Genomic DNA, 5,203 nt, shown 5'->3' with positions numbered 1-5,203 from the left:
CCAGGTAGGAGCGGCGCGGGTTGGCGCCCAGGTCGGCCAGAGCGGTGGCGGCATCGACCATGCCGAAGGCGTAGGCCCAGGTGCACAGCATCGCGGCGGTGAGGAGCTTGTCGCCGGCGGCGCGGACGCGGGAGATGTCGACGCTGATCGCGGGCGCGTCCAGGTCCAGCGGCCGGGTGGTGGCGGCGTCGAAGACGCCGGCGAGGGAGCCGGAGATGAGCAGGTCGAGGGTGAAGACCAGGTCGCGGGTCTGGGCGCGGTAGGCGTCGCTCGAATCGGTGCGGGTCGCAGTGCGCAGTTCGTCCGGCCCCTGCTCCAGGATGCGCAGGACGTCGACGATGGTGGGTTCGCGGTCGAGGCGTTCGTCGAGCAGGTCGATGGCGCGACCGAGGACGACTTCTTCGGCGTTGGTGATGCGGCCCTCGCGGACGAGAGTCGCCAGGGCCAGGAGCAGGGACAGGCGGCGGGAGCGCACTTCCCAGCGCAGGGTTTCGGCGTCGGCTCCCGTCAGGTGGCGGCGGGCTTGGTCGAGGGGTCCGGCGTCCAGGGGGTTGATGCGGTCGGCGCCGCGTCCGACGCGAATGACCTGCCCGCCCAGGTATTCGACCAGGCGGGTGTAGTCGGGTTTGGTGTCGCCGAGGATGATCGGTGTGGTGCCGGTGGCGACGGCGCCGGTGACCAGGCGTTTGACCAGGGTGGACTTGCCGGTGCCGGGCTGGCCGAGGACGAACATGCCGGGGTTGGTGACCAGCCCCTCCCGCAGCCACGCGAGGGGGTCCAGGCACACGACCTCACCCCACAGTTGGTGGCGTCCGACCGGGGTGCCGGCGGTGGGCGTGCCAGACCCGGCGGTGAAGGGGTACAGGCCGCAGACCTGGCTGGTGGTGGCCTGGTATTCGGGTGCGGGTTCGACGTGCGCGGCGCGTCCGGTGCCGTGCCCGCGCCAGCCCCAGGGTGGGGCGAGCGGTTCGGACATGGCCAGTGTTTCGGCGTTCGGCAAGCGTGGCTCCAGGGCTTCAGTGGAAGAGGCGGCGGGACAGTTCGGGCGGGCAGATGCCGCACGGCAGGGTGGTGGCGAATCCGGCGGCCTGGCTGCCCCACAGGCGCCGCAGCCGGATCTTGGCCGAGTCGGCCGCGGCCTCCACGTGCGCGGCGGCGCGGCGGAGCTGGTCGGGGTCGGTGGCGGTGACGGTGGCGTACAGCGAGACCAGGCACACCCCGGCACCCATGGCCTCCTCGGCGGCGGCCTGCCGTGCGCGGGCGGAATCCCAGCTGTCGCGGGCGGTCTCGTCGCGTCCGGTGCGGCGGCGGAACTGGGTCCGGAACGCGGCCGCGTTGACCTCCTGCTGCAGAACGCGGCTGGCGGCGGCGGCCGGCAGCGCCCGGTATTGCAGGGTGACGCGCTTGGGGAACGGGCCGGGTGCGACCAGTCGGGCCAGGACGTCGGAGCGGACGTTCTGGCGGGGCGGTTCGTGCCACGCCCAGCTCACCGACACACCGCCGTCGTGCTCGTAGTGGCCGGTGTGCTCGGTCGCGGCGACCGGCCCCGCATGACACCAGCCCAACACCTCCTGTGAGTCAGGGCCGGCGAGCAGCCGGTTCACCTCACCGCGCGCCTCCGGGTCGAACGCGGTCCGCACGGCCCCGGCGATCTCCGCGGCGGTCGCCCGCCCCAGGACCGAGACCCCGCACGCACCCAGCCGGGACGCAAGCCCGTCGAGAGCGCGCCCGAGCTCGGCAACCGCCTCGTAGAGGTCTTTGGGACGGGTCGCGGACGCGCGCGGGTCGAAGGTGATCGACACGCGGGTGTCGACATCGGCGGCCGCGGCCGGAGCGGCACGGACCAGCTCGCCCATGATGGTGCGCGCCGCCGCAGGAGCGGTCGGGACGACCGCGCGGCCTACGGCGTCGGCGAGCGTGGAGCCGGGTTCGGGTGCGGTCTCGACCGTGACCGTCACCCACCGCACGGCGGGCATGTGCCCGAGTGCGGCCAGCCAGCCGCCCCACCCGGCCACCCAGGCATCGGCGTCGCTTTGGTCGGCGAGCCAGGTCGAGGTGGGGACGACGCGCAGGGTGGCGGTGAGCAGTCCGGTGCGGCGGTCCCACACGATCCCGTACCGGCCGCCGTACCCGTCCTCGGCGCTCAGCAGGGTCAACGGTGCCAGCACTCCCGGAAGCTGGAACGCGCGCGGATGGTCGATGACGACCCCGGCCCGGTAGTGGTCGTGGCCGCGCCACACCCCGCACTGCCAGCGGCACCGCGCCAGCACCAGCCGCACCACCGGAACGCCGCCGATGCGAACCAGTCCGAGCCCGCCGCCGATCAGCGTCGGCGGAAGCAGGTACACCAGCAGGTACGGGGCGGTCGCGGCGACCAGGACCAGCAGCATCGCCGCGGCGAGGGCGATGAAGGTGGAAGCGGTGTCCAGGCCGAGCAGGCCGATGCCGTGCCGGCGCCGCCAGCCCCCGTAGGTGCGGATGTCATGCCCCATGGCCACCGCCCCCTTCACCAGCCGCACCGGTCGCGCCGGTCGGGCCAGTGGGGCCGCCGAAGCCGCCGGTCGCGGCCCAGCGGACCGTGTCCTCGCCCCGCTGGCGCTCCTGCTCGGCCGTCCGGACCGCGGTCGGGCCGACCGGTTCACCGTGGCCGCCGTCGGGCGGCGCCCACCCGTGCCCGCCCGCCGGACCCTGCACCGTCCCGGACGAGGCGGCATCGGCCTGGCCGCTCCCCGACGGGGCGGCCGGATCGGCGCCGTGACCGCCAGGACCGGCCGGCGGAGGCGGGTCGGACGGCGGCTCGGGTCGAGGCGACGGCTGGTCTGAGGGGGCGTCGGCGGGTGGCGGGGCGTCTTGGTCGCCGAGCTGCTGCTGGAGATAGGCGCCGTGCTCGCTGGCCGCACTAGACTGGCCGCCCCCGGAACCGCCGCCGCCGCCAAAACCGACGCCGTAGGCGCGCAGGGCGCCGAGCGCGGTGGCGCTGCTCATCAGCGCTCCCAGCATCCCGCCGCCGGGGCCGGACTCGGTGCCGCCGGTGGTCCAGGTGAAGAACTTCAGCAGCACCGGGAAGGCGATCAGGCTGATCAGCATCATCGCGAACCCCATCAGGACGGTGTGCAGGTCCTTGCCTTTGCCGACCAGCGTGAACGTGGTCGCATACACCGCCGCCGCGGCCGGTTTGTAGAAGATCAGCGCGAGCATCCAGCCCGCCACGCGCGGGAACCATGCCTTGGTCGAGGTGGTGATCATCCCGGCGGCGGCCAGCGGCAGCAGCCCGGCCAGGATCACCAGCGCCGCTCCGCGAAACAGCAGCAGGATCGCCTGGACCAGCGCGATCACCAGCGCGAACAGGCACAAGATCAGCACCAGCGCGCGCGGTACCGCGCTCGGGAACGTCACGATCTGGGTCATCCGCTTGGCGAAGTCTCCGTCGGAGGACGCACTGAGGACCCAGTTGCACCATTGGTCGCCCCACTGCAGCAGCAGGTTCGGCACCACCGTGCCGATCACAGCGACCACTGCCAGGACGGCCAGTCCGCGGCCGGCGTCCACCAGTGGCAGCGCCTTGCGCGACAGCGCCATCCGCGCCGCGACCGCCAGCAGGGCCAGCACTGCGACCGCGGCGGTCAGCGGCTGGACCAGCAGTTGCAGGTAGCCGATCGCGGGCGTGTCCTGCAGGTCGGGGGAGGGGGTGTGCACCCACCAGGAGGCGGTGTTGGAGATCAGCCACCCGGTCGCCGACTGGAACGACTCGGCCATCTCCTCCAGCACGTGCCCGCCGATCGCCCCCGGGACATCGGGCAGCCCCGGGATCCCAGGGAGTTTGGGCATGGTGGGAAGGCCCGGCAGCAGCGGATTCCCGCCCCCGCCGTCGTCGTTGTCGACCGGCTGCACGCACGCCGGGTCCAGCACCGGCGAGCACGGATCCAACGGCAGCAAGGGCAGCCGGGTAAACAGAAGGCCCATCAGCCGCTCCCGTGCGGGAAGCGGACATAGCCGTCCAGCGACTTGATCGGGGCCGCCGTCCCGGCCCAGGTTCCGCCGGGTGGGGCGACGACGCGCCAGTCACCGTCCTGCCACCGCAGTTGGAGCCGGGTCACGGCGCGGACGGTGACATCGCTGTCGCCGGGCCCGGCCGACAGCAAGTCCACGCTCGCGACCGCGGGAGAGTAGCCCAGCCAGCGGAACCCCTCCAGCACGACATAGCCGCGCCCCAGCGGCTCCCCGTCCCGACGATCCCCCCGATGCTTTTCGTAGGTCTCGCGGGTTGAGTCCATCAGCACGTCGGTATCGGGACCGATGACCTGCCGCTGGATGGTCGGCCCGAACACCTCCGTGCCCCACTGCATCCCGGCCCGCACCGCGATATGGACCGCGGCCAGCAGCGCACCGCGCGGCGTCCGCGCGAACCCCGCCGCCAGACCGCCCTCGGTGTCACGCGGGCCGTCATGCGCCGAGTAGGGGAGCAGGACACCGTGGTAGTCCCGCCACGACACCCCGGCGAATGACACCTGCGGCGCGCTCACCAGCTCGCCGGCATCTGCGGTCGCCCGCACGATGACCGGGGTAGGCGTGGGGGCCGTCCTGAACACCGAAGGCGCGGCCATGCCGAGCAGCACCCCGCCGCCGACCACCGACACTGCGATGACGCGGCGACGGCGCCACCACGGCACGTCGCGCGGCTGCCCCATGCTCTGGCTCGGTCGGCTCATTTGAAGAACACCCCCACGATCGGAGCCGCCGTCGCCGCCAGGCTCAACCCGCCCAGCACCCACGGGATACCGGTCGCGCCGTCGGCGGCGAACGTGGAGCGGTTCTTGCGGCCGATGGCCATCTGGCCCGCGCAGATGAACAGGCCGGCGACGCCGCAGATCAGCACGCCCCACTTGCCCCACGCCAGCAGCGTCTCCATCTTCTGATCCAGCCCCGGCGGCGCTTCCGGAGGAGGATCGGGCACATCCACGTCGAGCGGCGCCAGCGCCGCCACCGCGGTCATGGCGAACGAAGTCAGCACGTCACGACCCCCCGCCGGTCAGCCGACGGAGCTCATCGAGGGCTTGGCGCGCCTTACCGGGCAGGACGACCTCGGACGGGTCCTCCACCAGCCGCAGCGCCCGCACATGAGGGACCCGCACGACACCCGTGACCCGTCCCTCAAGCAGCGCGAACCGCGCCGTGGCCTCCCGCGACTCCGGGCCGCCGTCAC

General features: G+C 73.2%; 5 protein-coding genes and 1 pseudogene. All 6 read right to left on the bottom strand.

The annotated features are described in order from the left end of the window. A pseudogene (locus ABFX46_RS43190) lies at positions 1-976 on the bottom strand (hypothetical protein); the annotation flags it as partial. A gap of 40 nt (positions 977-1,016) precedes the next feature. Continuing rightward, the gene (locus ABFX46_RS43185) at positions 1,017-2,492 is read right to left on the bottom strand and encodes an SCO6880 family protein (protein ID WP_346050430.1); all 1,476 of its coding nucleotides are present in this window, start codon (positions 2,490-2,492) and stop codon (positions 1,017-1,019) included. Beyond that, complete coding sequence (locus tag ABFX46_RS43180) at positions 2,482-3,963, bottom strand: TrbL/VirB6 family protein (RefSeq protein WP_346050428.1); 1,482 nt, start codon at positions 3,961-3,963, stop codon at positions 2,482-2,484. The genes ABFX46_RS43185 and ABFX46_RS43180 overlap by 11 nt, the downstream gene beginning before the upstream one ends. Next, positions 3,963-4,709 (bottom strand): DUF8175 domain-containg protein, encoded by a 747-nt coding sequence (locus ABFX46_RS43175; protein ID WP_346050426.1) that lies wholly within the window; start codon positions 4,707-4,709, stop codon positions 3,963-3,965. The genes ABFX46_RS43180 and ABFX46_RS43175 overlap by 1 nt, the downstream gene beginning before the upstream one ends. After that, a complete protein-coding gene (locus ABFX46_RS43170; protein ID WP_346050424.1) occupies positions 4,706-5,011 on the bottom strand; it encodes a hypothetical protein in 306 nt (101 codons plus the stop codon). The genes ABFX46_RS43175 and ABFX46_RS43170 overlap by 4 nt, the downstream gene beginning before the upstream one ends. Before the next feature lies 1 nt (position 5,012). Continuing rightward, positions 5,013-5,203, bottom strand: a 191-nt coding sequence (locus tag ABFX46_RS43165) for a hypothetical protein (protein ID WP_346049690.1), incomplete at its 5' end; no start/stop codon positions are given.

It is taken from the genome of Actinomadura chokoriensis (assembly GCF_039529475.1).
Classification (GTDB): Bacteria; Actinomycetota; Actinomycetes; order Streptosporangiales; family Streptosporangiaceae; genus Spirillospora; species Spirillospora bangladeshensis.
This window is presented reverse-complemented; position numbering and strand designations above follow the sequence as displayed.

Bases quoted from the DNA above. Each gene is read 5' to 3' on its own strand.
- ABFX46_RS43185 (WP_346050430.1), bottom strand. From the start codon at position 2,492: ATGGGGCATGACATCCGCACCTACGGGGGCTGGCGGCGCCGGCACGGC.
- ABFX46_RS43180 (WP_346050428.1), bottom strand. From the start codon at position 3,963: ATGGGCCTTCTGTTTACCCGGCTGCCCTTGCTGCCGTTGGATCCGTGC.
- ABFX46_RS43175 (WP_346050426.1), bottom strand. From the start codon at position 4,709: ATGAGCCGACCGAGCCAGAGCATGGGGCAGCCGCGCGACGTGCCGTGG.